The organism is Ruegeria sp. A3M17 (assembly GCF_003318255.1).
Lineage (GTDB): Bacteria > Pseudomonadota > Alphaproteobacteria > Rhodobacterales > Rhodobacteraceae > Ruegeria.
Genome location: NZ_QOCF01000007.1, coordinates 50,404 through 74,749, shown reverse-complemented (window position 1 = coordinate 74,749; position 24,346 = coordinate 50,404). Strand labels below are relative to the sequence as shown.

At 56.6% G+C, this 24,346-nt stretch carries 23 protein-coding genes; 12 read left to right on the top strand and 11 right to left on the bottom strand.

Features of this window, described 5'->3' with window-relative positions; genetic code table 11:
- Positions 1–5 precede the first annotated feature (5 nt).
- Entirely contained in the window at positions 6–1,484 is a 1,479-nt protein-coding gene (locus DS906_RS03875) for an aldehyde dehydrogenase (RefSeq protein WP_113788921.1), read from the top strand.
- A 43-nt stretch (positions 1,485–1,527) separates the two neighbouring features.
- Positions 1,528–2,394, top strand: a complete 867-nt coding sequence (locus DS906_RS03870) for a DUF1989 domain-containing protein (RefSeq protein WP_199528464.1) — start codon at positions 1,528–1,530, stop codon at positions 2,392–2,394.
- Here the strand turns inward: DS906_RS03870 and argE are convergent.
- Complete coding sequence (argE, locus tag DS906_RS03865) at positions 2,391–3,548, bottom strand: acetylornithine deacetylase (protein WP_113788920.1); 1,158 nt, start codon at positions 3,546–3,548, stop codon at positions 2,391–2,393. The genes DS906_RS03870 and argE overlap by 4 nt on opposite strands.
- Positions 3,545–4,729 (bottom strand): M24 family metallopeptidase, encoded by a 1,185-nt coding sequence (locus tag DS906_RS03860; protein WP_113788919.1) that lies wholly within the window; start codon positions 4,727–4,729, stop codon positions 3,545–3,547. Before DS906_RS03860 ends, argE begins: the two co-directional genes overlap by 4 nt.
- A gap of 195 nt (positions 4,730–4,924) precedes the next feature.
- On the opposite strand from DS906_RS03860, the gene DS906_RS03855 reads away from it, so the two are divergent.
- The 7 genes from DS906_RS03855 (at position 4,925) to DS906_RS03825 (ending at position 13,159) form a co-directional block, all read left to right on the top strand.
- Complete coding sequence (locus tag DS906_RS03855; protein ID WP_113788918.1) at positions 4,925–6,070, top strand: Xaa-Pro peptidase family protein; 1,146 nt, start codon at positions 4,925–4,927, stop codon at positions 6,068–6,070.
- Positions 6,067–6,774 (top strand): aspartate/glutamate racemase family protein, encoded by a 708-nt coding sequence (locus DS906_RS03850; protein WP_113788917.1) that lies wholly within the window; start codon positions 6,067–6,069, stop codon positions 6,772–6,774. The genes DS906_RS03855 and DS906_RS03850 overlap by 4 nt, the downstream gene beginning before the upstream one ends.
- 149 nt (positions 6,775–6,923) lie before the next feature.
- Positions 6,924–8,015: an ABC transporter ATP-binding protein gene (locus DS906_RS03845; RefSeq protein ID WP_113788916.1), complete on the top strand. Its 1,092-nt coding sequence runs from the start codon at positions 6,924–6,926 to the stop codon at positions 8,013–8,015.
- Between the two features lie 111 nt (positions 8,016–8,126).
- Complete coding sequence (locus DS906_RS03840) at positions 8,127–9,218, top strand: extracellular solute-binding protein (RefSeq protein ID WP_109311639.1); 1,092 nt, start codon at positions 8,127–8,129, stop codon at positions 9,216–9,218.
- Positions 9,219–9,288: 70 nt separating this feature from the next.
- Positions 9,289–10,560 carry an ABC transporter permease gene (locus DS906_RS03835; RefSeq protein WP_113788915.1) on the top strand — a complete coding sequence of 424 codons (1,272 nt, stop codon included), beginning with the start codon at positions 9,289–9,291 and terminating at the stop codon, positions 10,558–10,560.
- 5 nt (positions 10,561–10,565) lie between these two features.
- The gene (locus DS906_RS03830) at positions 10,566–11,777 is read left to right on the top strand and encodes an ABC transporter permease (protein WP_113788914.1); all 1,212 of its coding nucleotides are present in this window, start codon (positions 10,566–10,568) and stop codon (positions 11,775–11,777) included.
- Positions 11,778–11,938: 161 nt separating this feature from the next.
- Positions 11,939–13,159, top strand: a complete 1,221-nt coding sequence (locus DS906_RS03825; protein WP_113788913.1) for an aminopeptidase P family protein — start codon at positions 11,939–11,941, stop codon at positions 13,157–13,159.
- Positions 13,160–13,180: 21 nt separating this feature from the next.
- Here the strand turns inward: DS906_RS03825 and DS906_RS03820 are convergent, their stop codons facing one another.
- Positions 13,181–14,155 (bottom strand): agmatinase, encoded by a 975-nt coding sequence (locus DS906_RS03820; RefSeq protein WP_113788912.1) that lies wholly within the window; start codon positions 14,153–14,155, stop codon positions 13,181–13,183.
- A 150-nt stretch (positions 14,156–14,305) separates the two neighbouring features.
- Between DS906_RS03820 and DS906_RS03815 the strand changes: the two genes are divergently transcribed.
- The 3 genes from DS906_RS03815 to DS906_RS03805 all read left to right on the top strand — a co-directional run bounded on the left by DS906_RS03815 (position 14,306) and on the right by DS906_RS03805 (position 16,699).
- On the top strand, positions 14,306–15,148 hold the full coding sequence (locus DS906_RS03815; RefSeq protein WP_158541279.1) for a glycosyltransferase family 25 protein: 843 nt from the start codon (positions 14,306–14,308) through the stop codon (positions 15,146–15,148).
- Between the two features lie 127 nt (positions 15,149–15,275).
- Positions 15,276–15,644 carry a group 1 truncated hemoglobin gene (locus tag DS906_RS03810; RefSeq protein ID WP_199528462.1) on the top strand — a complete coding sequence of 123 codons (369 nt, stop codon included), beginning with the start codon at positions 15,276–15,278 and terminating at the stop codon, positions 15,642–15,644.
- Positions 15,641–16,699 carry an adenylate/guanylate cyclase domain-containing protein gene (locus tag DS906_RS03805; protein ID WP_113788909.1) on the top strand — a complete coding sequence of 353 codons (1,059 nt, stop codon included), beginning with the start codon at positions 15,641–15,643 and terminating at the stop codon, positions 16,697–16,699. The genes DS906_RS03810 and DS906_RS03805 overlap by 4 nt, the downstream gene beginning before the upstream one ends.
- Positions 16,700–16,707: 8 nt before the next feature.
- On the opposite strand, the gene DS906_RS03800 is transcribed toward DS906_RS03805, so the two are convergent.
- The 8 genes from DS906_RS03800 to DS906_RS03765 all read right to left on the bottom strand — a co-directional run bounded on the left by DS906_RS03800 (position 16,708) and on the right by DS906_RS03765 (position 24,319).
- On the bottom strand, positions 16,708–17,322 hold the full coding sequence (locus tag DS906_RS03800; RefSeq protein ID WP_058271885.1) for a TetR/AcrR family transcriptional regulator: 615 nt from the start codon (positions 17,320–17,322) through the stop codon (positions 16,708–16,710).
- A gap of 103 nt (positions 17,323–17,425) precedes the next feature.
- Positions 17,426–18,295: a polyphosphate kinase 2 gene (ppk2, locus tag DS906_RS03795; RefSeq protein ID WP_113788908.1), complete on the bottom strand. Its 870-nt coding sequence runs from the start codon at positions 18,293–18,295 to the stop codon at positions 17,426–17,428.
- Between the two features lie 49 nt (positions 18,296–18,344).
- Positions 18,345–19,298, bottom strand: a complete 954-nt coding sequence (locus tag DS906_RS03790) for an alpha/beta fold hydrolase (protein ID WP_113788907.1) — start codon at positions 19,296–19,298, stop codon at positions 18,345–18,347.
- A complete protein-coding gene (metA, locus tag DS906_RS03785; protein ID WP_113788906.1) occupies positions 19,288–20,205 on the bottom strand; it encodes a homoserine O-succinyltransferase in 918 nt (305 codons plus the stop codon). Before metA ends, DS906_RS03790 begins: the two co-directional genes overlap by 11 nt.
- Positions 20,206–20,244: 39 nt before the next feature.
- Positions 20,245–21,117, bottom strand: a complete 873-nt coding sequence (locus DS906_RS03780) for an ATPase (RefSeq protein WP_113788905.1) — start codon at positions 21,115–21,117, stop codon at positions 20,245–20,247.
- Positions 21,118–21,166: 49 nt separating this feature from the next.
- Positions 21,167–22,063, bottom strand: coding sequence for a DMT family transporter (locus tag DS906_RS03775; protein ID WP_113788904.1), 897 nt, complete (start codon positions 22,061–22,063; stop codon positions 21,167–21,169).
- Between the two features lie 104 nt (positions 22,064–22,167).
- Positions 22,168–23,292, bottom strand: a complete 1,125-nt coding sequence (locus DS906_RS03770; protein WP_113788903.1) for an OmpP1/FadL family transporter — start codon at positions 23,290–23,292, stop codon at positions 22,168–22,170.
- A gap of 121 nt (positions 23,293–23,413) precedes the next feature.
- Positions 23,414–24,319, bottom strand: a complete 906-nt coding sequence (locus DS906_RS03765) for a DMT family transporter (protein WP_113788902.1) — start codon at positions 24,317–24,319, stop codon at positions 23,414–23,416.
- Between the last annotated feature and the right edge of the window lie 27 nt (positions 24,320–24,346).

Below are 24,346 nucleotides of genomic sequence, written 5' to 3'. Positions count from 1 at the left end.
CCACCATGGGAAACCTACCGCATTTTCAGCTGTTCATTGACGGCGCCTGGACCGAAGGATCAGCCTCGCAGGTGATGACCTCGGAAAACCCGGCGACAGGTCAGGGGTGGGCCACATTCGCGTGCGCCTCGCCCGTAGATGTTGAGCGCGCCATCGCCGCTGCCAAACGGGGTCTGGATGACCCGGAATGGCGGGATATGACACAGACCCAGCGGGGTAAGCTGCTGTACCGCCTTGCTGATCTGGTGGCAGAAAACGCCGCGCGTCTGGGTGAGCTGGAGACAACCGACAGCGGAAAGCTGTTGGCGGAAACCTCGGCACAAACCGGATATGTTGCCGATTACTACCGCTACTACGCGGGTCTGGCAGACAAGGTCGAAGGCACGGTCCTGCCTATCGACAAGCCGGACATGCATGTCTTTACCTCACGAGAACCGATTGGCGTCGTGGCCGCGATCGTGCCGTGGAATGCGCAGATGTTCCTGACTGCGACCAAGCTGGGGCCGGCGTTGGCTGCAGGGTGTTCCGTCGTGCTGAAGGCATCAGAAATCGCACCAGCGCCGATGCTGGAGTTCGCCAAGCTGATCGAACAGGCCGGGTTCCCGCCCGGTGTTGTGTCGGTCATCACCGGTGACGCCGAAAACTGCGCGATCCCACTGACCCGCCACCCGGATGTCGACCGAATTGCCTTTACCGGCGGGCCTGAGACCGCCCGTCATGTGGTGCGAAACTCGGCTGAGAACTTTGCGGTCACGTCATTGGAGCTGGGTGGGAAATCCCCGATCCTCGTGTTTGACGACGCCGATTTGGACGGTGCCGCAAACGGCCTGATCGCGGGTAATTTCGGAGCATCCGGCCAAAGTTGTGTGGCGGGTACGCGCGGACTGGTGCATCGGTCAATCCTTGGGCCTCTGGTCGAGCGGATCGCCGAAAAAGCCAGCGCCATCCGTTTGGGTGATCCTTTGCAGCCGGAAACGCATGTCGGTCCGCTGTGTACCGCGGCGCAAGTGCACAAAATTGAAGACACACTGGGCAAGGCTCGAGGGCAGGGTGCGACGATCCACTTCGGGGGAAAAGCTGCCGACCGTCCCGGAAACTATATGAACCCCACTTTGGTCGAATGCGCGTCCCCCGAAACCGAAACGTTGAAAATCGAAATGTTCGGGCCGGTGATGTCCTTGCTGCCGTTCGATACCGAAGAAGAGGCTATCGCGCTGGCAAACAGCACCCCTTACGGGTTGGGGTCGGGCGTGTTCACGCAGAACCTTGCGCGCGCACACCGTGTGTCGAAGCGGATCAGGGCCGGTATCTGCTGGGTGAACACCTATCGCGCGATCTCACCCATTGCGCCGTTCGGCGGGTTCAACCAGTCGGGCTATGGTCGCGAGGCCGGGGTTGAGGCGATACTGGATTACACCAGAACCAAGACAACCTGGATCAGCACCGCGCAAGAGCCGATGGCGAACCCTTTCATAATGCGCTAAGGATTCGGAAAGGCAGGGATTTCCGCAGGGAAGTGAGGAGCGCATGAAACTGACGAAACCAAACTTCCCATCACCGGCCGATGCCGCCGACCGCAAGGCCATTGCCCCAGTAATTTGCTATCCGCCAGACGCGTTGCAGCAGCCTGATATGATTGGTTTGGGCAAACTGCGCGAGGGTGCGGTAAAGGTGGCCGAGGCCACTGCGGCGCCACGCGATGCGGCATGCATTGATGTTCCGGCTGGCGCTTTTGTCAGGGTGGTTTCGGTCGACGGTCCTCAGGTTGGCGACCTGAACATGTGGAATAAGCATGACCTGACCGAGCGGTTCTATTCCGGCAAAACCCGAGCGCTTCATGGCACGCATTTGTCGACCGGCGACCGGATGTGGTCGAGCTTTCCTAATATGCGTCCGATGGCAACCATCGTTGCCGATACGCTGGATTGGTACGGGTTCGATGCCTTTGGCGGCTCGGTCCACGATGTGATCGGCACGCGGTGTGATCCGTATACCGGGCGCTTGCTTTCGGGGGATGACTATCACTATTGCTGTCATTCGAACCTGACCCGCGCGCTGGCCAACCATTGCGACCTGCCACTGCACGAGGCCGAGATGCTGGTGCATGACGTGCTGAACGTGTTCATGTGCACCGGATTTACCCGCGATACCGGCCAGTACTTCATGAAGGCCAGCCCGGTGCGACCCGGCGATTATCTCGAGTTCTATGCCGAGATTGACCTGATCGTCGGCCTGTCTGCTTGCCCCGGCGGGGATTGTTCGTCGGAACATTCTTCGGATGCCGCTGCCTGCCATCCGCTGTTGATGGAAGTCTACGATCCCGGCGAGGAAGCACGCGCGGCGCATGTCCAACCGGGTCGATCAAAATACGACCGGACGCACGGAACCGGTTAACGGGTCAGGCGCTGACCCAATCGGGTCAGCATTCTGCAGCACAGGTCCAGCTGTTCGATTTCAAGGAACTCGTTTGCCTTGTGGGCCTGTGCGATTGAACCCGGCCCGCAGACAATTGCGTGAACGCCCAGTTTCTGGAACAAGCCCGCTTCGGTCGCAAAGGCGACAACGCCAGTGCCATTCGCGCCGGTCAGTTCGGCCACCAGATCACGGGCCGCGTTTTCTTCCATCGGTTCAAGGCCTTCGACCTCGGCGATGGCCTCTTGCGTGATGCTCGGGTCGCTGTGGACTGCTTGCATCTCCGGTAACAAGGAATGCTCCACGTAGTCCGCAAGGGTCTTTTTGACGAGGTCGGCGTCACTTGCCTGCACGGGTCGCATCTCCCACAAAACCTCAGCCTTGCTGGCTATGACGTTATGGGCAACGCCCCCAGAGATTTGGCCGATATTGACGGTGGTCCAGGGCGGCTCAAACCGGCTGTCGGCGGGCGCGCGGGACTTGAGGATATGGCGCAACTCCAGCAGTTTGCCGATATATCGCGCGGCATATTCCGCAGCGTTCACCCCGTCATCGGGGGCAGAGCTGTGTCCCTCTAACCCGGTAAAACGGGTCGTATATTCAAAGCAGCCCTTGTGCCCCTCAATCACGCGCATCTCGGTCGGTTCGCCGATAATCGCGATGTCCGGAACGATGCCGCGTTCAGACAGGTCGTCGACCAGAGTTTGCGCACCAAGGCAGCCGACTTCCTCGTCGTAGGTAAACGCAAAGTGCAGCGGTTGGCTCAGCTTGCCCGCATCCAGCGTCTCACCGAAAGCTACCGCCGCAGCGATGAAGCCCTTCATGTCGCATGTGCCACGACCGTAGAGTTTGCCGTCGGTCTCGGCCATCTGAAACGGATCAGTTGTCCAGTCCTGATCTGCCACTGGCACAACATCCGTATGGCCGGACAAAAGGATGCCGCCGGGTTGATCAGGCCCCATAGTGGCAAACACATTGGCCTTTGCCCCGGTCTTGTCCCGCGTAACGATACACCGTGCGCCCAATGCCTCGAGCCGTTCGGTCAGGTAGCTGATCACTTCCAGATTCGAGTCCGCAGACACCGTCTCAAAAGCAATCAGGTCGGCCAAAATTTCCATGGTTCTGGGTAAGGTCATGGCTTCACAAAAAGCTTTCTGGGGCGGTTGCAGAAACACTCGGCAGGTCCGGAGTCCGAGATGAGGATCGGCTCAGTGATCTCCAACCCCCAATCATCCATCCAGAGGCCGGGCATGAAGTGAAAGGTCATGCCGGGTTCCAGGACGGTCTCATCCTCGGGCCGCAGAGAAATCGTGCGTTCACCCCAATCGGGTGGGTAGCTGAGGCCAATCGGATACCCGCATCGCGCGCCGCGCTCAATACCCGCCCGTTCCAGCGGGGCAGCCAGAGCCAACGCGATATCACGCGCCTGGTTGCCGGCCCGCGCGGCCTCTAGTCCCGCTTCAAGCCCTTCTACCAGCGCGGCTTCAGCACGAAGCAAATAGTCGGGTGGCTTACCCAAAAAGACCGAGCGGCAGAAGGGCGCGTGGTAACGGCGATAGCAACCTGACAGTTCGAAAAATGTGCACTCGCCGGATTTGAATGGTTCACCGTCCCATGTCAGATGAGGAGCGGCGGCATCCGGGCCGGACGGGAGCAGGGGCACAATGGCCGCGTAATCGCCCCAATCCTCGCCAACTCCGGTGACTGCGTCATGGTAGATTTGCGCGACGAGGTCGTTCTTGCGCATACCCGGTTCGATGCGCTCCAATACGCCGTCGGTCACATGCTCGGATATCCGGGCAGCTTTTCGCATTAGCGCAATTTCCTCATCGGATTTCACGGCACGCTGCCAGTTCACCAATGTGTTTGCGTCGACTAGCTCTGCGTCGGGCAACTCTGCCAGCAAAGTCAGGTGCGCTTTGGCTGAATAATAATAATTGTCCAACTCGACACCGATCCGCCCTTTCGCGATACCAGTATACGCAATCAGCGCTGCCAGATCCTGCATGGGGTGACGCACGGTGGATTGTACGTATTCGTCCGCATAGCCGTGGATCCGGTCATTGGACATCCAAACAGTTTTACGCGCGCCGTTGGCATCCTGATTTCGGCCCCACCAGATCGGATCGGCATCCTGAAGCACTAGTACCCCTTGATGCACATAGAACGACCAGCCCTCATAGCCCGTCAGCCATGCCATGTTTGAAGGATCTTCGACAAACAAAGCATCCAACCCGGCGGCTGCCATGGCGGCGCGGGTCTTTGCCAATCTGCGGTCGTACTCGGCGCGGCTGAAGGCCGGATCTGAATGGGGCATTTTAGGCTCCTGCCTTGGGCGAGTTTTGTTGACAGAACTTGACGAATGCGATCACGTCAATGGGCATCACGAGAAAGACACCAAATTGAGAATCTCACCTACCCCCGATCGCGGCGGCCAAAAGCTGATCAATGGCGCTTGCTTGAGAATTGACGCGGACGCGCAGGTTATCCGCTTTTTCTCTGAGGTCACGGAATGAGGGGGTTTGACACATCTGAGTTCGCAGCCCGAACGGAACGCGCTCAAAACAAGATGCGAGCCTCTGGTCTGTCGGCGCTGTTGCTGACGACGGAACCTGAGGTCCGATATTTTACCGGCTACCTGACGCGGTTTTGGGAAAGCCCGACACGGCCCTGGTTTCTGATTGTACCTGCCAGCGGCAAGCCTGTAGCGGTGATCCCTTCGATCGGGGCCGCGCTAATGGCCGAGACATGGCTCGACGATATCCGAACCTGGGCTGCGCCGGATTTGGCGGACGATGGTATCAGTCTTTTGGCTGATACATTTCGCGAGGTGACGCCCGACGACGCAAAGATCGGACTACCAGATGGGCATGAAACGCATGTCAGGATGCCGTTGGCAGACCTTCGACGTCTGCAACAGACAGTCGGTCAGCGAGACCTTTGCGGCGATGAAGGGATCGTACGCGCGCTTCGAATGGTGAAATCATCAGCGGAGATTGCAAAGATCGAAATGGTATGCGCCATCGCCGGGCGCGCCTTTCAGCGGGTGCCCGAAATCGCCAAAGAAGGCGTGGCGCTGGATGCTGTTTTCCGCGGGTTTCAAATGCTGTGTCTGGACGAGGGGGCCGATTGGGTTCCTTACCTTGCCGGCGGTGCGGAACAGGGCGGTTACTCTGACGTGATTTCCCCGGCATCCGATACGCTGCTGCAGCATGGTGATGTCTTGATGCTGGACACCGGCCTGGTTTGGGATGGGTATTTCAGTGATTACGACCGCAACTGGTCGATAGGGTCCGCGAACACGCAGGTTAAGTCAGCCTATAGTGCATTGATTGAAGCATCGGATGCGGCGTTCGAGATTGCGCGCCCGGGCGCCACGGCGGCTGACTTATTTCAGGCGATGAATTCCGTATTGTCGCGCCACGATGCCGATACGGGGGCAGGGCGTTTGGGGCATGGATTGGGGATGTCTTTGACAGAATGGCCGTCGCTCATTCCGACTGACCACACTGTGTTGGAAGCCGGCATGGTCCTGACGCTTGAGCCCGGCATCGCCGTGGGCGGAAAGATCCTTGTTCACGAAGAAAACGTCGTCATAACCGAAGAAGAGCCCCGCTTTCTTAGCCCGCGCGCAGGTATGGAGTTGCCCGAGATATGACGCGTTTACCTTATACAGTTGATGCAGATGATCCCGCCACGTCCCCAATAGGCCTGATCGTCTTGCAGACAGACGAGACCCTTGAGCCGGAATTCAACGCCTATTTTTCTGATCGCAGCTGTCCCATTTACGTCTCTAGAATTCCCAGCGGCAAAGAGGTGACGACTGATACTCTGGCGGAAATGAAAACGGCACTGCCTGCCGCTGCTGATTTGTTGCCCAAGACGCGACCATATCGAGTGGTCGGATACGGGTGCACCTCTGCCAGCTCGGTGATCGGCTCGGAACAGGTCGAACAAATGGTTCAAAAAACTTGCGAGGCGGAGATTGTTACAAACCCATTGCGCGCGGCCTCGGCCTGCGCCCACGAACTTGGCGTAGCAAAGTTTGCACTTTTGTCGCCATATATCGAAGAAGTGAACGATCCCTTACGCAGTGCTTTTGCGAAAAATGGTATCTCGATGGATGTTTTTGGCACCTTCGGGGAATCCGAGGAAGCCAAGGTTGCCCGGATTTCCCAAGAATCTCTGATCGACGCCGCGGTGAATCTCGGGCGGGACGATTCGGTTGAAGCTGTTTTTCTAAGCTGCACGAATTTAAGAACTTTTGACGTTATCCCGATTGTGCAGGAACGCCTTAAAAAACCAGTACTGTCTAGCAATCAAAGCCTCGCATGGCACATGCGTAAGTTGAATTCTGGCTAAAAACTCTGCTGCTTCCTTTCCAATAGTTACCCACGTGTCATATTTTGGTTGCGTGCCGCACCCTGCATGTCCTTAAATGGCCGCGACAGGTCTTTGAGATCCGGATGAACCGGGCAGGCAGGGACTGCACAGGGGAGACTAATCGGTAAATGTCAAATGACGCAGCGTTCGTCGAGTTTCAGCATGTCCAAAAATCTTATGATGGCGAGATCCTTGTTGTAAAAGACCTTAACCTTTCGATGCCGAAGGGTGAGTTTCTTACAATGCTTGGGCCCTCGGGATCCGGCAAGACAACTTGCCTGATGATGCTTGCAGGGTTTGAAACAGCCACACATGGCGAGATTATGTTGGACGGACGGCCGATCAACAACATCCCACCGCACAAGCGCGGTATCGGCATGGTTTTCCAGAATTACGCTCTTTTTCCGCACATGACGGTGGCAGAAAATCTGGCTTTCCCTCTGGAAGTGCGGAATATCGGCAAGGACGCAAGAGAAGAGAAAGTCCGTCGGGCGCTTGATATGGTGCAGATGGGGGCCTTTGGCAGCCGTCGACCGGCGCAATTGTCTGGTGGTCAGCAACAGCGGATCGCCCTCGCGCGCGCGTTGGTGTTCGAACCCGAGCTGGTTCTGATGGATGAACCACTGGGCGCGCTCGACAAACAGCTGCGCGAGCATATGCAGTTTGAAATCACGCGTCTGGCCCATGAACTTGGGATTACGACCGTCTACGTGACCCACGACCAAACCGAAGCGCTGACAATGTCAGATCGCGTTGCCGTATTTGACGATGGGCGCATTCAACAGCTTGCGCCGCCGGATCTTCTGTATGAAGAGCCAGAGAACAGTTTTGTTGCCCAGTTCATTGGTGAAAACAACACGTTGGAAGGCGTTATTAAGTCAATTAACGGCGACGAATGTGTTGTAGCGCTGGATGACGGATCTGAAATTGACGCCAAGCCGGTCAATGTCCATGCGGCAGGTGATCGAACGAAAGTGTCGATCCGGCCTGAGCGTGTGGAATTCAACAAGGATCGCCTGCACGCCGATGCGCATACCCTGAAAGCAACGGTGAAAGAGTTCATCTACATGGGTGATGTATTCCGGTTCCGGCTGTCAGTTGCCGGGAACGACGACTTCATCATCAAAACGCGAAACGCCCCGGACGCTATCAAACTGTCACCGGGCCAAGAAGTCGAGATCGGCTGGCTTGCGCGTGACTGTCGGGCGTTGGACGCCTGATCAGGGAACAACCCGTTCACGACTCCAAAGTGCGCGGGGAAAGGCATGGGTGGGTTACCCCGTGGCCCAGCCAAAAAGATCAAAATTAACGGGAATAACAGGGAGTTAACGATGAAAGTAACAAAAACCACTCTTATGGCAGGTGCTATCGTGGCAGTTGCCGGCGCTGCATCAGCCGAAGAAATGACAATTGTCTCTTGGGGCGGCGCATACTCCAAATCGCAGCTGAAAGCATATCACGAGCCCTATTCCGAGAAGTCCGGCGTCACGATTCTGAACGACGACAGCTCGGCCGAGGCGGTTGCGAAACTGCGTGCGATGAACGAAGCGGGTAACGTTACCTGGGACGTGGTCGACGTTGTGGCGGCAGACGCAATTCGTCTGTGTGACGAAGGTTTGGCGCTGGAAATCGATCCGGACACCATGTTGGCACCGGCACCTGACGGAACCTCGGCTGCCGATGATTTCGGTGACTTGCTTGTCAGTGAGTGTTTCATTCCGCAAATCGTTTATTCGACTACATTCGGGTATCGTACGGATCTGGTGGGTGACACCCCACCATCGGATGTTTGCGCGGTCTTCGATCTGGAAGCCTATCCTGGCAAGCGTTCGCTTGAAAAGCGTGCCATCAACAACATGGAATGGGCTCTGATTTGTGATGGCGTGGCCAAAGACGACGTCTATGACGTGCTGGCGACTCCTGAAGGGCAGGATCAGGCCCTGGCCAAGCTAGGCACCATCAAGGACAACGTTGTCTGGTGGTCCGCGGGAGCGGACACGCCGCAGTTGCTGGCGGATGGCGAGATCATCATGGGTTCGACTTATAACGGTCGCCTGTTCAGCGTGATCGAAGAGCAGAAGCAACCCGTTGCAATGCTGTGGGATGCTCAGATCTTTGATCTGGACGGCTGGATTATTCCTGCTGGTCTGAGCGAAGAGCGTCAGAAGCGCGCGCTGGACTACATCATGTTCGCAACCGATACGCAGCGCCTGGCGGATCAGGCCAAGTACATCTCGTACGGTCCAGCCCGCGCATCTTCGGCGCCGCTGGTGGGTCAGCACGCGGACCTGGGCATCGACATGGCACCTCATATGCCGACCGATCCCGAGAACGCCAAGAACACGTTCCTGTACAACTACGAGTTCTGGGCTGACTATCGTGATGACATCGAAGCAAAGTTCCAGGCTTGGCTGGCGAAGTAATCGCTGAATGAACCAAAAAATCCAGCCGGGGCCAAGTTAGGCCCCGGCGTCAATAAATCAGGGAACGCAGATGAGCGACGCAACTCAATCAGGTCCGATGTTGGCGGCAGATGGTACGCCGCTGAAGAAATCACTGGCGCGTTCATTGCGTCGGCGTAAATTGCGGGCGTTGGCTCTGGTTGCGCCACTTTTGCTATTTGTACTGCTTTCCTTCGTCATCCCGATCATTTCCATGCTATTCCGATCGGTCGAAAACGGGATCGTCTCAGAGACGCTTCCTATGACAGTCGTTGAGTTACAGCATTGGGACGCCGAGAGCGGGGAATTGCCGGAAGAAGCTTTGTATGAAGCATTTATTCGCGACATGGTTGTTGCCGTTGACGCCAAGCAACACACAAGACTGGGTACCCGCCTGAACTATGAGCAGACGGGCATGTCGTCGATGTTCCGAAAGTCCGGTCGCCAGATCAAACGGATAGATCCGGAGGCTGATGGCCCTTTCAAGGACAAACTAATCGAAATTCACGAAGGCTGGGGTGACGTTGACACATGGCGTGTGATCAAAACGCATGCGGTGCCGATCACCAATGGATACTTCTTGAACGCCGTTGATATGCAACGCACGCCAGAAGGTGCGCAGGCCCAGCCTGAGGACAAACGTATCCTGATCAAGCTGTTCGGCCGGACATTGTTCATGTCGCTGATCATCACCGGGTCCTGTATTCTGCTGGCCTATCCGGTCTCATACCTCTTGGCCAATCTGCCGATGCGCGTTTCGAACATGCTGATGATTTTGGTACTGCTTCCGTTCTGGACATCGCTGCTGGTGCGCACGTCAGCATGGAAAGTGATGTTGCAACAACAAGGGGTGATCAACGAAACGCTGGTCTGGCTGGGGCTTGTTGCGGATGATGCCAGGTTGGTGATCATCAACAACCAGTTCGGCACGATTATCGCGATGACGCATATCCTGCTGCCGTTCATGATCCTGCCGATGTATTCGGTCATGCAGACGATCCCGATAACCTATACACGCGCGGCCAAATCGATGGGGGCAACGAACTGGACCACCTTCTGGAGGATTTACTTCCCGCAATCCATTCCAGGTATCGGCGCGGGCTCGATCCTCGTGTTCATTCTGTCCATCGGCTACTACATCACGCCCGAGATCGTGGGCGGCACCAAAGGTGTCTTCATCTCGAACCGGATTGCGTACCACATCTCGTCCTCTCTCAACTGGGGACTGGCTGCGGCGCTGGGAACGATCCTGCTGGCGGTCGTTCTTTTACTCTACTGGTGCTACGACAAGATCGTGGGCATTGATAACGTCAAGCTGGGATAAAGAATATGGCTGCACTTACACCAATATCCCGCAAACCGTTGTCAGTGGTTCTGCCGGCTGTCGCAATCGCCGGAGGATTTTTGGGCATGTTCGTCGGAGCCGGGCAGGGCAACGTCCTGCTGGGCATCCTGGTCGGCGCTGTTTTGATGGCAGGGCTGGCATGGCTGTATGTCAACGTGCTGGACAACGAACGCGTTGCTCGCTGGATTACGATACTGGGTCTTGCTGCAATCGGATTTTTCTTTGCAGGCATTACAGGCTTGATCGTCGGGCTGCTGGCGGGATGGTTCTTTGCCTTCTTTATCTTCTGGCTCTACGAGGGGCGCTATCGGCAAAAATTGCTGCCTTACATGACGGCTGGTCAGGTGTTGTGGCATTTTACTTTCCGGGTGATCTGCGGGGCAATCTTCGTGTTCCTAATCACGCCGATCCTTGTGGTTCTGCCGCTGTCTTTCAATGCGCAGGACTTTTTCACCTTTACGCCCGAAATGCTGCGTCTGGACCCTGAAGGGTATTCGCTGAAGCATTACCGCGATTTTTTCACCAACAATGAATGGCAGCGCAGCTTCAAGAACTCGCTGATCATCGCACCAATTGCGACCGTCATTTCGGTATCGCTTGGCACTCTGGCGGCGATAGGTCTTAGCCAGTCGCATGTTCCGGGGCGTCGGGCCATCATGGGCATTCTGATTTCGCCAATGATCGTTCCGCTGATCATCTCGGCCACGGGTATGTTCTTTTTCTACAGCGACATCGGCCGCTTTATGGAAGGCACGCTGGGCATGAACAAGAACTTCGTCGGCTATGTCAAAGTCGTGCTGGCGCATGCGGTTCTGGGGATTCCCTTCGTCATCATCACGGTGACCGCCACGCTGGTCGGGTTTGACCAGTCACTGACGCGGGCCGCTGCGAATATGGGTGCGGGTCCGGTGCGGACGTTCTTCAAAATCCAGATGCCGCTGATCCTGCCGGGTGTGATTTCGGGCGGATTGTTTGCCTTCATCACTTCGTTTGACGAAGTTGTGGTGGTTCTCTTTGTCGGATCAGCCAGCCAGAAAACACTGCCATGGCAGATGTTCACCGGCCTGCGCGAACAGATCAGCCCGACCATTCTGGCCGTAGCGACCATCCTTGTCGTGATCTCGATCGCGCTGCTTACCACGGTCGAACTGCTGCGGCGGCGGTCTGAACGCCTGCGGGGTCTCACCCCGGCTTGACGCGACTCAAAAGCTGATTTAGCGATTTCACCATGTACCCCGGTCACGATGGCGTCGTGACGCAACGCGGGGTGCATGGCTCTCGGATCCCGAGGCCGCTCGTCCTGAACGCCGGGATTAGTGGCCGGGCGATGCCAGTCCGGCGTTGAGGAGAGTCAAAGATGAATGATCTGAACAATCGCCCCGAGTTTTTCACATGCCATAACGGTGACAAAGCGCCGTTGGCATTTAGTCGGGCGGAATACGACCGTCGCCTTGCCAGCCTGCGTGCGACCATGGCGGCACGGGACATTACGGCAGTTCTGCTGACGTCGATGCAGAACATCGCCTATTACTCGGGCTTTTTGTACTGCTCGTTTGGCCGCCCTTACGGCTGTGTCGTGACGCAGGATGCCTGCACGACGGTTTCGGCCAATATCGACGCAGGGCAACCCTGGCGGCGATCTGTGGACGACAACGTGATCTACACCGATTGGAAGCGGAACAATTACTGGCGTGCCGTGGCCAGCCTGATCGGCTCCGCGCGCCGGATCGGTATCGAGGGGGACCACATAACGCTGGCAATGCGCGACACTGCGCAGGATATGCTAGGGGCACCGGAACTGATCGATATCGCGTCTGATACGATGGCTGCACGGATGGTGAAATCAGCCGAAGAGATCGAATTGATCAAAGGCGGCGCGCGTACTGCGGATGTTGGTGGCGCGGCTATCCACGCCGCGATCCGTGAAGGCGCGACCGAGATTGAGATCGCCATGGCCGGACGTGACGCGATGGAGGCCGAGATTGCCCGCGCCTATCCGGATGCCGAATACCGCGATACATGGGTTTGGTTCCAGTCAGGCCTGAACACAGATGGCGCACATAACCCGGTCACCAAGCGCGCGTTGGAAAAGGGCGATATCCTGTCGCTGAACACTTTCCCGATGATTTCAGGTTATTACACAGCGCTGGAGCGCACTCTGTTCCTGGGCGAACCTGATGCCGAAAGTCTGCGGGTCTGGAAAGCCAATGTTGCCGCCCATGAGCTGGGTCTGAGCCTGATCAAACCCGGCGCGACCTGCTCGGGGATCTGCGAAGAGATCAACCGTTTCTTTGCCGACGAGGGTCTGCTGCAGTACCGGTCCTTCGGGTACGGCCACTCCTTCGGTATCCTCAGCCATTACTATGGGCGCGAGGCAGGTCTGGAACTGCGCGAGGATATCGACACGGTTCTGGAACCCGGCATGGTTGTCTCGATCGAACCGATGCTGTGGATTCCCGAAGGTCAAAAAGGCGCTGGCGGATACCGTGAGCATGACATTCTGGTGGTTGAGGAAACCGGTGCTGAAAACATTACCGGTTTCCCCTATGGACCCGAACACAACACGATCAGCGCATAATTGATCCGGCAGGAAGGGCAGTCAGCCCTTCTTGCCCCGCTCGTGAAAAATGAACCCGATGAAGTTCAGCAGAACCTGCGCCGCCAAAATCTGTGTGCTTTCGGTCGGGTCGTAATTCGGAGCCACTTCGACAAGGTCAATTCCGACTACGTCTCCGCGTTTCGCAAGCCCCTGAATTATCTCCAGGACATCATAGTACAGGAACCCGCCGTGGCTGGGCGTTCCAGTGCCAGAGGCGATGGACGGGCAGAATGCGTCGATATCAATCGTGACATAATACCGGGCGCCTTCCGGGATGCGCGCCAACACGCCGTCTGTACCGAGCTTGCGCACCTGCCGAACGGACAAAATGTCCGACCCACGGGCGCGGGCGTCCTCGTATCCTTCTTTGGCGGTTGAAGACACGTTCCGGATGCCCAGTTGCGTCATGCCCGAAACGTATGGCTTTTCAATTGCGCGCCGCATGGGGTTGCCGTGCCCGGCGGTCACGCCATGCCGTTCGTCAACGAAATCCAGATGCGCATCAATCTGCACGACGTGGATAGGCCCGTTTTTCTCGCAATAGTTTTCGAAAGCGTTGATGCAGGGAATATTGACCGAGTGATCGCCGCCGATGGTGACGGGCAGGGCGCCTGCGTTCAGCATCTTTTCCACACCGAACTGGATGTTGGCGTGGCTTTCGTCGGTCTTGGTGTGGATGATATCCGCGTCGCCGATATCGACCATCCGGACCGAGCCATCCAGATAGGTGGCGTCATCCTCGTGGTCATATGCGCCGGCATGGCCGAAGCTGAACAGCGTTGACGCGTCGCGCACCGCACGCGGTCCAAACCGAGCGCCGGATCGCCACTGAGTTCCGAAATCAAAAGGCGCACCCATGACGGCGACGTCAGCATCGATTTGATCCCAATCCTCGACGTACGGAGCTTTGCCAAAGGTCGATATGCCCACAAACGGCAGGTTCAGGCGACCGCCGGAATATCCATGAGACGTCATTGCAAGAATCCTGTTTATTGTTTTCCCAGCGCAGCTTAATCGGGACTTCTAAATCAGGATAGGCGAAACCGGATACATATTGCTCAAGCGCAGACTTGATTGTCCGCCTCACCGGTGTGTATCTGGCGTAACCGCTTGAAAGGAAACACCGTGGGACGTCACGAACTGCCGCCAGAGACGGGTGCCTTTTTTATCAATCTGGATCGCGTTCCAGGGCGTCGCGCTTTCATGGAAACGCAGTTCGATCATGCAGGTTTGGTTGGTGCCACGTGCTTTAGTGCGACAGATGCACAGGTACCCGGTGTGCTGGATGTCAACGGCTACGTTCCCGGATCGGGCAGTCGCTGGGGTTTGACGCAAAGCGAAATCGCCTGTTTTGAAAGCCATCGCGCGGTTTGGCAGACTGCGGTGGATCAAAACCTGAATGCGGTGGCCGTCTTCGAAGATGACGTCGAAATGTCTGTTCAGGCAGGATCGATAATCGCGGCCTTTCTGGAGGTCCCGGATGCCTTTGACATGGTCAAGCTGGACTATTCCCCCAAATCCCTTCGTTTTGGGCCAGAGACGCATATCGCAGGCGTCAGGGTCCGGCCCATGCTGGAAATGGCCCCGAGTGCGGCCGCCTATGTGCTTTCTCAGCGGGCCTGCCAGAAACTGCTGAATTGGTCCGAGAAGTATTCGGATCACCTGGACGATTTCGTTTCGATCCCACGGCCGGATTGGCGGATGTATCAGTGTTTTCCGGCTGTTGGGGTGCAGATGATCTGGTCGAAACAGCAAGATCACACGGTCGAAGAGGTGAAGGTCAGCGAACGATCCCAAGACCAGAAAACCAACAGCGGGCTGGATAAGGGGCCGCTTTGGGTCCGCCTTCGGCGAGAATTGATCGCGGCGCGGCGCAAGCTGTATTGGCGCATGGGAGGCCAGACGCGATTGCTGGAACAGGGGGGATACGTCGGGTTCATACCCTGCTCCGACGATCTGAGCGTGTGAATTCAAGTCTCACCAACGCCACCTAAATGGTTGTCCCGCAGTGCATCCGCGTCATAAGCGTTAACAACACTGTCAATATGATATAACCTCGTGACGTTAGTGGTGAATAACGTTTGGGTTATGTGTCGTGGGGCAGACAATTTACGAGAGATACGGTGGCTTCAAAACGATCTCGCGGATCGTGATGACGTTTTACGAAATGGCCTTAGAGTCCGATCAGATCGGCGGCCACTTCGAAGACATTGATATGCCCCGTTTGATTGATCATCAGACCAAGTTCGTTTCGTCCCTGGTTGGTGGACCTGCATCCTTTAGCGATGACAGGATCGAGGCGGTTCATCGTCACCTGAACATCTCTCACGCCGATTTTGACGAGATGGCTGCGCTTTTCAGAGAGGCCCTGTCGATGCATGGAATGGAAGACGCGCATATAAAAATTGCCCTTGATGCCATCGAGTCAAAACGGGCCATCATCGTGGCACGCGACGCCGCATGAGTATTCTGGCCATAAATGAACAGCTGCTGCGCGCGATCGGTGTTGGCGTCGCTGTAGTACGGGCTTCGGATTTGGGTTTCGTGTTTCACAACGGTCCATTTACCGAATGGTTTGGGGCACCGGCCGAAGGTCAGACCCTGTTGGATTACTTCCCCGACCTTGATCCAAAAGAGCTTGAAGACGTTAAACAATCCGGCCTGCGCTATTCGGCCGAGCTGCAGGTCAAACCCAAGCGCCGGACGCTGATATTCGCAGTCGCGGTGTCCTTGGCCAATGGCCTGTCCGAACAGGTGCTGGTGGTCGAATTTCAGAACATCACCCGCATTCGCGAGCTTGAGAGCATGATCGACAGTTATTCGACCATGGTCGAACGCAATACGCGAGAATTGGAACGCGAGAAAGAGCGGGTCGAACGGTTGCTTTTGAACGTTATGCCCCGCGCTGTGTATGAAGAGTTCAAGACCTTTGGTGTCGTTACCCCGCAGCTCTACGATCAGGTCTCGGTCGTGATGCTGGATTTTGTGGGCTTTACGGATTTTGCGGCAAAGACCGACCCGACTGTGACGCTCAGCGAGTTGAATGACGTTTTCACGGCCTTCGACAGGATCGTCGAACAATATGGCTGCGAACGGATCAAAACGATCGGGGACGCTTATCTGGCGGTCTCGGGAATGCCGGACGCAACACCGGATCATGCGACGGCCGTGGCCCATTGCGCGGTCCGGTTCCTGCGTTACCTCGAACGGCGCAACGAAAGCCATCCGCATAAATGGCAGGCCCGGATCGGTCTGGGAATGGGGCCGGCAGTAGGCTCGGTCGTGGGTATTCAGAAATACGTCTACGACGTGTTTGGTCCTGCTGTGAACATTGCTTCACGCCTGCAAGTCTTTGCAAACCCAATGAATATTGTTGCCCCAGAAGAGATGAAGTACGCGCTGATTGACGAATTTCAGGTCTCGGATATTGGGCCGGTGGATATCAAGGGCATGGGTCGGATGGATCTGATTAACGTCACCTCGGGCCTTAGTGTTCCGGCGCCAAGGTCCAGGTTCTAGCGCGGATCTCAGTCGTCCTGCGGCACCAGGCCTAAACCCCGCAAATAGATACCGATACCGCTTTCCAGCAGGTCCTCTGGTGGAAAGGGAGAGCTTGCGCCCGTGTTGCGCGCATAAAGTTCCACGACCCCATGGCTCATCGCCCAGATATGGGCACTGAACATCGAAGCGGGTGGGCGTTTTTCTGGCGGAATGTGTTGCGAAAGATCTGCGGCTGCTTTTTCCAACACGCTCTTGGCCCGGTTCGCGGCCAGCGCCAATTCAGGCGTTCGGTTTACGGATATCCCGCTTTCGAACATGGCGATGTAATGGCCGGGGTGTTTGCGGGCAAAAGCCAGATAGGCCCGACCGGTTGCCTCAAACGCTGCCAAGGCAGAGGGTTGGCCCGTGTCATAGGCGTATTGCATCAGGTCGGCAAACATTTCGAAGCCCTGACGGGCGGCCTCGGCGATAAGATCCTCGCGCCCCTGAAAGTGCCGATACACGGCTGCTGGCGTCACCCCGGCGGTCTTTGCGGCCTCGGACAGGGTAAAGCCGGTCGGTCCCTTTTCTTCGATCAGCGACAGGGCGGCCTCGATCAAGGCTTGCTTGAGATTTCCGTGGTGATACCCGCGTTTCGCCATGCCTCTGTCACGAGCCTTTTTGTTTAAATTCTGCGGAACCAAGACATAATCCACCCCTGCTGGTTCGTCCAACCCTTGCCAGCAATAGAGCGCGAAAATGTCATCACGCGTCCAACACCTCGGGTCCGCCGCAAATCAGTGGATCAATCTTGCCAATAGCCTTCTTGTCTTTTTCATCATAGTCCAGCGCGTGCAATACAGTTCGGATGGCTGCAATTCGAGCGCGTTTTTTGTCGTCCGAGCGAATGATGGTCCATGGACAAAGGTCTGAGTGACTGCGGGTCAGAGTTTCCGAGATCGATTGCGTGTACTCGTCCCACTTGCTAAGACCCGCAATGTCGATTGGGCTGAGTTTCCATTGCTTTAGCGGATCTGTCTCACGTGCCAGAAAGCGGTTCAGTTGTTCCGCGCGCCCGACGTTAAGCCAGAATTTGAACAGTTTGATCCCGTCATTCACCAGTCCGGATTCAAGCGGCAGAACTTGCCTGAAAAAACGTTCGCGTTCTTCGGTTTCGCAAAAGCCAAATACGTTTTCGACGACGCCGCGATTGTACCAGCTGCGGTCAAAGAACACGATTTCGCCTGCCGCAGGCAGGTGCTGAACGTAGCGCTGGAAATACCATTGGCTGCGTTCGGTATCAGAGGGTTTGCTGAGCGCCACGTTGCGGGCACCGCGCGGATTTAGGTTCTCGCGAAAGCGCTTGATTGTACCGCCTTTTCCGGCGGCATCGCGACCTTCGAAAATAATCGCAACGCGATTGTCCGTTTCCCTGACCCAGGATTGCATTTTGACCAGCTCGATCTGCAGCAGATCCATTTCTTTCTCGTAATCCTTACGCTTCATTCTTTCTTCGTAAGGGTAGGTCGTGTTCAGGATGTCGTCTTTCTTGGCGTTTTCAATGGCTGATCGCACCTCTTTTGGGGCGTCCTTGCGGAAATACTTTTCAATGGAACCTTTGTCCGAACGGGCCATTAGCTACCTCGCCATAAAATCCATATCCTACTATGGATTAGCTGGCAGTTTAACGCAAACCCGCTCGTTCGGCGGCGCGGTCGATCGCTGAGGCAACCTCGGGGGCAGCCACAACCTGCGGCATGTGACCGATACCCGGAAGCTCGATCAGTTCCGCGTCAGGGATTTGGTCGACCAGTTGTTCTGCATGCCATGCAAATTTGACAGTGGTGTCAGCCGTTCCGTGAACGACCTCTGTCGGTACGGAAATTTCGCCATAGCGGGGTTGCAGGGCGCGGACTTCTTCCAACAGATTGGCCCGCTGCTTGGCATTGGCATGCATCGAGGCGCGCCGCATTGTCAGGCCGGGGCCGAAATGCTGTGAATATCCTTCGGGTGCTGTCTGCGGGGCAAAGACCTTGTCCAACGCCTGTTCCACATACCATTCGGGAACGAATGCGGTGATCAGGGGCAGGGCCAGCGTATTGCCCGCTTCTGTCGACGCCAGTTTGTTGAAACCGTCCAGCGGCGTCTCCCACGGGATCGCAGCCGGTGCGATCAAAACAAGGGCGGAAATGTTGTCGGGCCGGGTGACCGCCCAAGCCAGCGATACGGACCCGCCATAGCTTTGACCTGCAACAATAGGTTTTTCCGCCCCCAATTGGGCAGCGGCTTTTTGCAGGATTAACGCTTGTTCCTCAATGGTTTCACCGTTCGGGTTGAAGCTGTCGCTATAGCCCAGACCAGGTCGGTCGAACACTATCACACGGAAGTTCTTGGCCAAGATCGGTGCAAGGGCAAAGGTCATGTCACGGGTGTTACCACTGGACCCGTGGATCAGAACCACATCGGGGCCTTCGCCCATGACAACCGCATGAACGGCGATTCCGTCGACCATGACTATTTCACCCTCAGGGGGGAACCGAGCCTCAGCCGCAGCTTCGTTCTGTGCTGCGCGCCAGACGGTCAGCAGGATCAGACCCGATAGGGCGAGGCCAAGGAATATCAGAACTTTAATGACCAACGTCTTTCATGTTGAACGGTGTGGACTGGTAAATCTGGTTGATCCAATTGCCGTACAGAAGATGCGCATGGCTGCGCCATCTGTTTTGCGGCGGTTGTGATGGATCGTCGTCTGGATAGTAGTTCATCGGCACATTGATCGGTGTCCCGTTCGAGACATCGCGATCATATTCCTGCTTCAACGTATCGCTGTCATATTCGAAATGATTGAAGATATAGATCGCACGATGCGAGGGGTCCTCGACCAGACAGGGGCCGACCTCATCGCTGCCCAACAATGTCGTCAGGCCGGGCGCGCTGTTAATCTCAGATTGGTTCATTGTGGTCCAGCGGCTGACAGGGATCACGCAATCATCGGAAAAACCGCGTAAAAACGGGGAAGAAGGAGCCAGATTTTGGTGCCGATAGCATCCAAACGCCTTGGCATCGAGCGCTTGTTTGTCGATGCCGTGGAAGTGGTTGATCATCGCCATCCCACCCCAGCAGACGCCAAAGGTGGAATGGACGTTCGTCTGCGTCCATTCGAATACTTCGGTCATCTCGTCCCAATAGGTGACGTCATCGAACTCCAGATGTTCGATCGGCGCGCCCGTGATGATCAGGCCGTCGAATTTCTGATCCTTTACCTCTTGGAACGGTTGATAGAACTCGGCCATATGATCGGCGGCGGTGTTCCTGGTGCGATGTTCGGTCATGCGGATCAGCGACAGGTCGATCTGTAGCGGAGTCGCTCCGATCAGGCGCGCGAACTGGTTTTCGGTCTGAATCTTTTTGGGCATCAGATTCAGCAACCCGATCCGCAAGGGGCGGATGTCCTGACGCATCGCCTGATCCGTGGCCATGACCATGACGCCCTCTTTGGTGAGAACGTCGTAAGCGGGCAGGTCGGAAGGGATCTTGATCGGCATCAGGTGCAAGCCTTTGGAGTTACTGTGTAGAGGCGGTAGTTAAGCCCGGTTTGTCCGGGTCTCAAGGGTGCGTTCGATCAACTCATCGAAATCACCCGCATCGCGGACCTTGTGCATGTCATCAGCGGTGATTGTGACACCCCAATTGTCCGCCATGGCCTGATAGCGCGGTTGGCGGTGCGCCAGTGCGCGGGCATAGGTCCAGCGGATAAAGGCGTCCGGGTCGACGTTCTCGGGTGCGTAACCATGTTCGGTGAGGTATTCGTCCCAGACCCGGGTCAGAAATTCTGCCTGATAGGACATCGGCTTGGGGGCCTTATCGAAACGGCGGATCAGTTCTGCAGTGTGATCCTCATCGCCCTTGATCCAGATCATCAGGGTTCGGCGGGACAGCTCGGACAGGACGTGATCTGCCGGGTCTTCGGGATCGACCCATTCGGAGATTGACCCGCCAGTATCGCAGATGAAGTTCGGGTATTGATACAAACGCTTGGCGCGGTCGATGAAATACTCGGTGTCCAGCAAGGCGTGGATCTCAGCCAAGCGGAATTGTTCTTGCCGACGACGATATTCCGTTAGCTCAAGCCCGCCATGTGCCGGGTTACCCGGCTTGCCCAGATAGGTCGCAACCGGTGTCAGGTTTTCGAACGAGATATTCGAGCCGATATAGATCGAATCCGACAAAAGCAGGTCGCGCAGGAAGGGCACCTTCATCGCCTCGGCTTTGGCGTTGTCGATGATGTATTCGCCCATGTACCGGGTGCCGATGCGGTAATCGATCGAGTAGTGGAACCAGTCCCCGGAATCGCGCAGCACGTTCGACACATAGGTCTTGCCCAGCCCAGACATGCCGAAGAACAGCACTTTTTTCCGGGCCGCTTCGCGCCAGTCCTTTGCCGAGCTGTAGATCATTATCCGCTGTCCCTTTTTCTGACCTAGCTAAAACGGGCAGGGGGCGGCGTCAATCACGTGAGCGGGACCAGTTCAGAATCAATAACCCGATCGCCAGCACGGCAAAGCCCAAAAAGGCCTGCGGCGGCAAGGTTTCGTCGCGAACCAGAGTGCCCAAAACGATGGCGACAGGCGGTATGACAAGCGTTACCAACATCAGGTTTCCGGCACCGGCCATGGCCAGAACGCGGTAATACAGCAAGTACGCTCCGGCTGTTGCAATCAGAGCGTAATAGGCAATGGCCGCCCACGTGATCGCCGGCAGGTTCAGCGTGGGAAGCCCGTCGGCCACGAGGGAAACTGGCAAAATCAGAATGGTTGAGCCGGTCAGCATGCCGGCAGCGGCAACTATCGGAGACAAGCCTGACAACTTGATTCTGGCCCACGCGCCGGCCAACGCGTAAGAAACTGTTCCGGCGACAATTGCCAGTTGGGCAACGCTTTGAAGGTTGAAAGTTGCGAAATTCTTAAGGCCAATTGCAATTGCTACACCCAGAAATCCCAGACCGACGCCCACGCCGCGAGCAAGGGTCAACCTCTCGTCCTTGAAAAACATAGCGGCGATCAGGACGCCGAAGACGGCGGTTGCGGCATTCAGGATCGAGGTCAGGCCAGTTTCGATGTAAAGCTGCCCCCAAGCCATAAGCGAGAAGGGGATGGCATTGTTCAACAACCCCATCATCAGGAATGCGCCCCAGATACGCGGGCTGGTCGGAACGCTCAGCTTTTTGACCCAGACAACGATCCACAACGCCAGCATCGCCCAGAAAACGCGGTGCAGAACCGAGGTCATGACGGGGATCGTGTCCAATGCGACGCGGATCGAGATAAAGGATGCGCCCCAGATCACGCCCAGAAGTAAAAGTTCGGCCCAAGCTCTCGGAGACAGGTGTTTTTGAGGTTCCATAGCCCGTTCTCGCATTCCCCAAGGCGATGTTCGACCCGAAACTTGCGCAAAGAAAAACCCCGCCAAAAGTGGCGGAGTTTTTGTAGTTGGTTTGCTAGGCGGGATCAGTTCAGCGTGTAAGTGAGCTGCAGACCAACGCTCCATGCTGAATTGCCCGAGAATTCGCCACCTGTGGTGGTGGTCGCATCGCCGATGTCGGTATAGCGGATGCCGCCAGAAATCTGAGCCTGCTCGAAGGAGTATGTACCACCTACGCCAAGGCTCCAGAAACCGTCGGTGGGGCCGAGGTTCGAAACAGCAGAACCTGAGGACGTTTCATAGCCCGCAGAGATCGCGCCAGAAAACTCTTCGGTGAACTTGTAGCCAAGACCCAGTGTGTAGGTGAAGGTGTCGTCCGCGTAGTCAACCAGGTTCTGTTGTGCAGCGGCAGTATAAACCGGCGGTGCCAGAACTGTCTGCGGCCAGTCAACCCAGCGGATCGAGCCGAACAGCAGCGTTTTTGGTGCCACACCGGTCTGGAAGTCCAGATTCACCGATTGAGGCGTCACAACCTCGGTTTCGGTCTGTGCGGTCACAAGCGCCGCGGGGATGGGGGGGACGCGATTGATGGATTCCGTCGAGTCGAAATCGTGCGTGATTTTCGAGTTGTAGGTCAAAGCAACGCGAGCGGCGATGTCAGGACGTTCCCAAGCAACACCGACGACGTAGCCGAAGTCGATCTCGGACCCGGACTCAAACTCATATCCGGCAACAGCCGGAACAGCGACGGTTGCCTTGGCCCGCTGGGCGCGAATGCCGCCGATAGCGCTGAAGCCGCCGTCAAATTTGTAACGCACCAGGGCAGTGATCGCGTCAACATCTGCCTTTGCGCGCAGAACGTCGGTGCGACCGCCCGCTGCGGCTGTGGGGTTTTGCGAGAGCGGATAGTTCGACGGATACTCAACATCGGCACCGTACGGCTCGTCGTAGATGAGCGCAAAGTCCAACCGATCGGTAAACGAATGCTTGTACGCCAGGTGTGGTGTCCAGAAGCTTTTGGCGATGTTTCCGGAATCAACACCGTTCTGTTCGCCGCTCACGTCGGGGTTTGCATAACCCAAACGGAACTGAACGACAGAACCTTCCTCAAACAGAATGTTGACGCCCTGGCCGCTGCGATCAAGTCCGCCGGCGTAAGCCCCGGTCGCGCCAATGCACACCGCGCACGCCTGTAGAAGCGCTTTTTTCATTAGTTCCTCCCTCTAGGTCTCCTGAAGGTCAGCGCCTGTTGATATGTGGTGCGGACTGACCTGCATTGTGGTGCTCGATATTTTCTTGAGCTTTACCTTATCGTCAACTGGTGACCGTGCGTTACTTGTGTTGAGTGTCGCGTAGAGGTGTTGCCAAACTGTTACGATTCTCTGCGTGAACGTTCAGGAAAATACCTACGAAAATTACCGCAGCGCCTAATAGGGTCCAGTGATCCAGCGGTTCGTGATACAGAACCATACCTATGACCGCGATTGTGGGCAGGCGTGCAAAGTCAAACGGCACCACAACGGTTGCCGGGGCAATCGCCAGCGCATTTGTGATGCAGTAATGCGCCAGCAGCCCGGCCAGTCCCACCAGCAACAAAAACGGAGCTGTGCTTGCCGAGGGCAGGGTGATTTGTCCGTCGATACCCGATGCGATCAGCCCCAGTACGGCTTGCATTACTGTCAGCCAGAACATGATGCATCCGATGCTGGCAAAACGAGTGAGCGACTTTGTCGATATCGTTGTTAAGGCGAAGAAAACAGCGGACATAGCAGCGGTCATCACACCTGCACTGAGAGGCACGGTGCCCGGCCGGGCGACCAGTAGAATTCCAGCAAAGCCGATCAGCGCCGACATCATGCGCACGGTCGTCAGGCGCTCTTTCAACAAAAGCGGAGACAGCAGGATGACCCATATGGGCTGCGTAAACTCCAGCGCAAAAACCTGCGCCAACGGAATGACGCTGACCGCATAAAACCAAAGGTTTTGCCCGGTGAAATGCAATACGTTCCGGATGCCGTGCAAGCCGATCCGTTCAGTCGAAACCTGGTGCCACTTTCGCGTCAGGGTAAAGATCAGGGCGACCACGCAGATGCCGACGAGGCTGCGGTAGAACATGATCTCGAACGTGTCGTGGGTCACGCTCAGTTCGCGGCCCGCGATTGCCATGGATGAGAAAGAGGCAATCGCCCCGGTCATCCAGAGCGCTGCCTTGCCGATCTGTGGTCTGGCGGTTTCCATCCGGGCGCCTGTAGATTTTGGTTGTAC

Coding starts and splice junctions, on each gene's coding strand:
- DS906_RS03875 (WP_113788921.1), top strand. CDS start 6: ATGGGAAACCTACCGCATTTTCAGCTGTTCATTGACGGCGCCTGGACC.
- DS906_RS03870 (WP_199528464.1), top strand. CDS start 1,528: ATGAAACTGACGAAACCAAACTTCCCATCACCGGCCGATGCCGCCGAC.
- argE (WP_113788920.1), bottom strand. CDS start 3,548: ATGACCTTACCCAGAACCATGGAAATTTTGGCCGACCTGATTGCTTTT.
- DS906_RS03860 (WP_113788919.1), bottom strand. CDS start 4,729: ATGCCCCATTCAGATCCGGCCTTCAGCCGCGCCGAGTACGACCGCAGA.
- DS906_RS03855 (WP_113788918.1), top strand. CDS start 4,925: ATGAGGGGGTTTGACACATCTGAGTTCGCAGCCCGAACGGAACGCGCT.
- DS906_RS03850 (WP_113788917.1), top strand. CDS start 6,067: ATGACGCGTTTACCTTATACAGTTGATGCAGATGATCCCGCCACGTCC.
- DS906_RS03845 (WP_113788916.1), top strand. CDS start 6,924: ATGTCAAATGACGCAGCGTTCGTCGAGTTTCAGCATGTCCAAAAATCT.
- DS906_RS03840 (WP_109311639.1), top strand. CDS start 8,127: ATGAAAGTAACAAAAACCACTCTTATGGCAGGTGCTATCGTGGCAGTT.
- DS906_RS03835 (WP_113788915.1), top strand. CDS start 9,289: ATGAGCGACGCAACTCAATCAGGTCCGATGTTGGCGGCAGATGGTACG.
- DS906_RS03830 (WP_113788914.1), top strand. CDS start 10,566: ATGGCTGCACTTACACCAATATCCCGCAAACCGTTGTCAGTGGTTCTG.
- DS906_RS03825 (WP_113788913.1), top strand. CDS start 11,939: ATGAATGATCTGAACAATCGCCCCGAGTTTTTCACATGCCATAACGGT.
- DS906_RS03820 (WP_113788912.1), bottom strand. CDS start 14,155: ATGACGTCTCATGGATATTCCGGCGGTCGCCTGAACCTGCCGTTTGTG.
- DS906_RS03805 (WP_113788909.1), top strand. CDS start 15,641: ATGAGTATTCTGGCCATAAATGAACAGCTGCTGCGCGCGATCGGTGTT.
- DS906_RS03800 (WP_058271885.1), bottom strand. CDS start 17,322: ATGGCGAAACGCGGGTATCACCACGGAAATCTCAAGCAAGCCTTGATC.
- ppk2 (WP_113788908.1), bottom strand. CDS start 18,295: ATGGCCCGTTCGGACAAAGGTTCCATTGAAAAGTATTTCCGCAAGGAC.
- metA (WP_113788906.1), bottom strand. CDS start 20,205: ATGCCGATCAAGATCCCTTCCGACCTGCCCGCTTACGACGTTCTCACC.
- DS906_RS03780 (WP_113788905.1), bottom strand. CDS start 21,117: ATGATCTACAGCTCGGCAAAGGACTGGCGCGAAGCGGCCCGGAAAAAA.
- DS906_RS03775 (WP_113788904.1), bottom strand. CDS start 22,063: ATGGAACCTCAAAAACACCTGTCTCCGAGAGCTTGGGCCGAACTTTTA.
- DS906_RS03770 (WP_113788903.1), bottom strand. CDS start 23,292: ATGAAAAAAGCGCTTCTACAGGCGTGCGCGGTGTGCATTGGCGCGACC.
- DS906_RS03765 (WP_113788902.1), bottom strand. CDS start 24,319: ATGGAAACCGCCAGACCACAGATCGGCAAGGCAGCGCTCTGGATGACC.